This window comes from Streptomyces sp. NPDC056160 (assembly GCF_042268205.1).
GTDB lineage: Bacteria > Actinomycetota > Actinomycetes > Streptomycetales > Streptomycetaceae > Streptomyces.
Genome location: NZ_JBHJUW010000265.1, coordinates 1 through 5321, shown reverse-complemented (window position 1 = coordinate 5321; position 5321 = coordinate 1). Strand labels below are relative to the sequence as shown.

Genomic DNA, 5321 nt, shown 5'->3' with positions numbered 1-5321 from the left:
GGTTGAGAGGAACCCGGGCGGGGCTCGTCGGCTGACGAGAGCCCCGCCCGGGTTCGTGCCTGCGCCCATGACCCAGCCCTGTCGCTGCGCTCTTCGCTCGCCTTCGAGCATTCGACTGACTATTTACCTCTTGTCATAGTTGCTGTGCGGCGTTATTCATTCTTTCTCTCAATCCGCCTCTCGATCCACTGGAGAAAGGCAACGACATGCCTGTCCTGCTTGATGACCTTGACCTCTCGGCCAATGCCGTTGCTCAGAAGGCCGTCGACCCGAAGTTCTTCTCCTCGAAGCTCACCGGCAACGGCAAGAAGATCGGCCTGCTCAACGAGTCCCTGCTGCCGATCAACACTGCCACCAACACCGCCTACGCCATGGCCGCCGATATCGAGGTCAAGCAGAGCTCGACGCAGCACGACATCACCACGACGTCGATCCCGCTCGCGCCGCTCACGCGCCGCGCTCTGAACGCCGGCGGGTCCTTCACCCTGCCGAGCCCGCACGCCGACGACCGCTTCGCTGTCGACACCGCGTCCAGCCGATTCGACGACTGGGACGTCGCCTTCGACATGACCCCGCAGGCGCTCGTGTTCTACGAGGACAAGTCCGGCGGCAAGTCCACGCGCGACCTCGTCATCCAGTACCGGATGGAGCTGTACTTCTTCAAGAAGGGGCTGCCCGAGCCGAAGTACGCGACCGCCGTCTCGCGCTCGGCCGGCTACGGCAACCACGACGCCGCCGTCTTCCTGCAGTGGGACACCAGCCCGCTGGAGAACGCCCGTGACTACGTCCAGGAGGTGCTCACATCCGCCGGCCTGACGGCCTCCAACCTCGGCGATGAGTTTGACGAGTGGATGCGCCAGTACTCGATCTACGAGCGCATCACGCGCCTGGCCCAGGTCTGGGACTCCGAGGCGATTGCCGACGAGGTCTGCCACTACATCCAGGACATGCCCGTGGGCCCGACGGAGCAGCAGCTGAATATGCTCGCCGTCCAGTTGCGCTACCTGGAGAACTACAACGTCCCGCTGGAGGCCTACCGCCAGATCCACAAGCAGCTGGATGCGACCTTCTCCGACCGGATCGCCACGAAGCTGTCGAAGCAGAACCTCAGCCTGCTGATGAACCACACGCTCGACCACCTGGAGCAGATGAAGCCTCAGCTGATCGTGCCTGCACAGCCGGCCACGCCTCCGAATCTGCCGCCCCACCTGTCCAAGCAGCAGCTCGACGCGCTCACCACGCACGAGCCGCTGGTGATGACGCAGGCGGGAGCCGGCACCGGCAAGTCGACCGTGATCCTCGAACGGATCAAGTACCTCGAAGCCTGCGGCGTCCCCGCCTCGGACATCACGGTGCTCTCGTTCACCAACGCCGCTGCCGACAACATCACGGAAAAGAACCCGGACGTCGGCTCGATGACGATCGCCAAGATGATCATCGACATCTATTCGATGAACCACCCGAGGCACAAGGTCTCGGCGATCGACACCATCATCAACTCGATCGACATCTTCTACCCGAACAGCCAGTTCGCGGCGACGTTCCGCCACCGACTGCTGGAGGTCGACCAGAACAGGACCGGTGCCTTCACGGCCCTGAACACCTTCGTCGAGAGCCACTTCGACGAGGTGATCGCCCTGCTCGACCGCATCGAGCAGACGTCGCTGGAGCTGCAGATCATCATCTGCTACCAGAAGATCGACGACATGGCCGAGCCGGCCCACGTGCAGTCGAAGTACCTCATCATCGACGAGGTCCAGGACAACAGCGTGTTTGAGTTCATCTACGTGCTGAAGTACATCACCAAGCACGCTCAGTCCCTGTTCATCGTCGGCGATGCCTCGCAGACGCTGTACGAGTTCCGCTCGGCGAACCCGCGCGCGCTCAACACGCTGGAGGGCTCAGGGGTCTTCGCGACCTTCAAGCTCACGACGAACTACCGGAGCAACCAGGAGATCCTGGACTTCGCGAACGTCGTGCTCGGCGGGCTGGAGACCAACCAGTTCGCCAACATCCAGCTGCAGGCGAACTCGCTCGCCATGCCTACGGCGGACTCGTTCCGGGAGAAGGTCACCCTGGAGTACCGCGAGGTGGCCAGACTCACCGGGTTCGTCACCCGGGACCTGCAGGCGATCGTGCGTAACACGGTCATCCCCGACTATGTGGACAAATGCCTGGACGGGGGTGAGCAGGTGGCCTTCCTGGCCTACTCGCGCCGCGAGGTGTCCTTGATCCAGGATGTGCTCGAAAAGCGCTACCCGGACCGCCGCGTCGCCTCTCTGGTCAGCGATCGCGTCTACGCCACGGACATCTTCTCGAAGTACATCAAGTTCTTCTGGAACGACGTCCTGCAGGCACCGCCGACCAACGCCGCGTTCGTGGTCTCCCAGGGGATCAAGGACAACATGAGCAAGCTGACAAAGAACGCTGCCAACGCCAACGTGGAGAAGGCGATCCTGCGCACGATCTCCGAGTGGTGGATCGAGAACAGCGCGACCATCAACGGCTGGGTCACGCTCTGCCACCAGGCCACGCTCACACACAAGGCGTTCTTCGATCGGCTGCGCGACAACCTGCTCTCCTTCGAGATCCAGCGGAACCAGCAAAAGCTGAACATCAACAAGCAGAGGAACCAGGAGCGCAAGCGGAAGAACCTCGAGTCCAAGGCCGACCTGGTCGTTTCGACGATCCACGGTGCCAAGGGTCTCGAATTCGATAACGCTGTCGTCCTCTACAGGGAGGACACGAAGATGACCCAGGACGTCAAGCGGATGTTCTACGTCGCCTTCACCCGTGCCATGAAGAGCCAGTACGTACTCGGCTACGGCACCGTGAAGAACCCGCCGATCCAGAGCAGTTACGAGCAGATCGTAACGGCTCTGACCGAGCGCGACAAGAAGAACGCCGCTCGCGCCCTCGGCATCGATCCGGATCTCCTGGACGACAACGACAGCGCTGCTCCCGGCAGCGCCGACGATCGCTCTGCGGTCACTGCGGCCGTCTGACCAACCGCCGCCACCTCATGCCGCAGGGGCGGGTGTTCTCGACGAACGAGACACCCGCTCCTGCGGTCTTCCGCATTTCACACACCTGAATGACCCAGGGCGCCCGGCACGAAGGCGTACGACGAACCGCTCGCCGAGAGCCACGCCGAAGCCTGGCACTACCTCGACCGATGGGCCATCCACGGCGGCGAGGTCCTCTTCGCCATCAACGCCCTGGCGGAACACCAGGCGCAGCAAACCTCACCCGCCATGCCGCTCTCCCGCACGGCGCCCTCGCTAGGCGCAACGGCGGTGTTTGAGCAGCGCCGGGCCCTGCTTCCCGCCACCCGCCTCCACCACCTCTTCCCGCCGAAGAACAGGAAATCCACCCATGGACCTTCCCGGCCTGGAACTGAAGATCCGCATGACGCTCGTGGCCGGCCCGGACATGCGTGTCTTCATCCCCGTGCGGCTGTACTACACGGACTCCGACCCGTACGCGGTGCAGTTCTCCTTTGACGTCACGCCCGACGAGGTGGTCCGGTGGACGTTCGCCCGCGACCTGCTCGACCAGGGCCTCATCGCACCTGCTGGCATTGGCGATGTGAAGATCACTCCGATCGGCCCTCACCGAAACCGCTGCCTCGGCATCGAACTGGAATCCCCCGACGGATACGCCCGCCTTGAAGGACCCATAGCTGCTGTCAAGGCATGGCTCGCCAAGACCTTCGAGGTCGTCCCCGCCGGCCGGGAGTCTGAATCCGTCGACATCGACAGCTTCCTCGACAAGCTTCTGAGCCACTGAGCCAAACACCGCCCCGCGCACGCAACGGGCCCAGCGGAAGATCCGCGCCGCCGCGGCGAACCACCCCGGCAGCACCCCGTCCGGACCGCCCCCTTGTGATGGAGAAGAAGCAGACCATGAAGCAGACGGCCGACAGTCCCGGCGCGCCGGTGTCGTTCACACCCTTACTGCGTGCCGAGCGGTACGACGAGCTGGTCACGTACGACGACGCCGGGACGACCAAGCCGCCGCAGCGGACGTACGAGAAGGTGTGGCAGGGGCAATGCGGCCCGGACTTCACCATCGAGGACGGCGAGGGCAACCACCGCGTCCGGCCCGTCCGACTCCGTATTCGCTGGTTCCAGGACGGTGCTGCCGCGCCCCGCTGGAACAGCATCGAGGTGACGGGCCACGTGGTCCTGCCCGACAAGAGTCTGGACCGCCTTCCCGTCCGGGAGATCTGGACCTGCTACCACGCTGAGCTGGGCCAGGTACCCGACTGGTTCCTCCAATTCGTCAGCGCCAATCCGCTGGCGCCGCTGACCGTCCCGGAGAGCTGACGCACAACACACCCTCCCGCCGCTCGCTGCGGGCGCAGCCGTCCCGGCTCCTGTCGTGCTACGGCCAGCCTGATCGAACGCGCCGAGCATTTCTTCACAGCGTGGGGCCGCACCCCCGGCAGCCGGGCTGCGGTCCGTCCAACCACCGAGCCTTGGAGGCCAGCCCGCATGAAGCAGCCCATCAGGCCCATCGCACCCGTCTGGATTCTCCGCGCCAGCTTCACCACTGGCGCCAGCGCCGTCATCCACCTCTTCGACGGCCTGCGGGCTGCCTGCGGCCGGCGCCCCGAGACCTCCGCGCACCGCCACCCGACCCTCGTCCTGCACGCCCCGGCCACCGAGCCGACCTGCCAGCACTGCATCGCCAACAGCGACCGCGACGTCACCGTCCGTTCCACCGAGGCCGAACTCGACCGCGCAGCGGCCCGGATGACCGCCCACGCCCTCGCCTCCGGGGACCAGCACCAGGCCCTCGCCGCTCTGCGCCTGCTCGCGGCGCCGCCCGCTCTCGCGCTCCTCGCCGATGTCGTCGCCGACGCCGCCTGACCCCGACCCTCACCGACACGCCAAGGAGCAGCCCCTTCGTGTCCCCCGCCACCGCTGCCTCCGCCCCGGTCCCTCACCCCCGCCAAGCCGACCGGGAACATGATTCTCAATCACGGTCAGCTCACGCGCCATGTGAAGATCGCTGATCTCGGATCCGCCGCGAAGTCCCCGTCCGAGGCGCAGCGCGGTGTCCTCGTGGGAACGGGCCGGTATCGCGCCGTGCTCACCACGTTCGACTACGAGACGGCCGTGTCAGTCTCCGTTGCGGGCCGCGCCAGCAAGGGCGTCAGCCTGCTGCACCTTCCGCAGTTCCAGAAGGCGCTGGCGGCCATGGCGGCGGGCGAGACGAAGACCTAGTGTCCCGAGTCTTAGGAAAGCCGTAGAAGTATGCTGGGCTCATGGCGCGCATGGGTCGGCCGACGGTCGAAGTGGTTCTGACGGATGACG

Annotated in this window: 5 protein-coding genes; all 5 read left to right on the top strand. The window is 65.2% G+C overall.

Annotated elements, in window-relative coordinates; genetic code table 11:
* The first annotated feature begins 206 nt into the window (after positions 1 to 206).
* The 5 genes from ACFC02_RS41500 to ACFC02_RS41480 all read left to right on the top strand — a co-directional run bounded on the left by ACFC02_RS41500 (position 207) and on the right by ACFC02_RS41480 (position 5231).
* Positions 207 to 3005: a UvrD-helicase domain-containing protein gene (locus ACFC02_RS41500; protein ID WP_376368046.1), complete on the top strand. Its 2799-nt coding sequence runs from the start codon at positions 207 to 209 to the stop codon at positions 3003 to 3005.
* A 370-nt stretch (positions 3006 to 3375) separates the two neighbouring features.
* Positions 3376 to 3789 (top strand): SsgA family sporulation/cell division regulator, encoded by a 414-nt coding sequence (locus ACFC02_RS41495; protein ID WP_376368044.1) that lies wholly within the window; start codon positions 3376 to 3378, stop codon positions 3787 to 3789.
* Between the two features lie 116 nt (positions 3790 to 3905).
* Positions 3906 to 4328 carry a hypothetical protein gene (locus ACFC02_RS41490; protein WP_376368042.1) on the top strand — a complete coding sequence of 141 codons (423 nt, stop codon included), beginning with the start codon at positions 3906 to 3908 and terminating at the stop codon, positions 4326 to 4328.
* 168 nt (positions 4329 to 4496) lie between these two features.
* A complete protein-coding gene (locus tag ACFC02_RS41485) occupies positions 4497 to 4874 on the top strand; it encodes a hypothetical protein (RefSeq protein ID WP_376368040.1) in 378 nt (125 codons plus the stop codon).
* Positions 4875 to 4973: 99 nt separating this feature from the next.
* A complete protein-coding gene (locus ACFC02_RS41480) occupies positions 4974 to 5231 on the top strand; it encodes a hypothetical protein (protein ID WP_376368038.1) in 258 nt (85 codons plus the stop codon).
* Positions 5232 to 5321 lie beyond the last annotated feature (90 nt).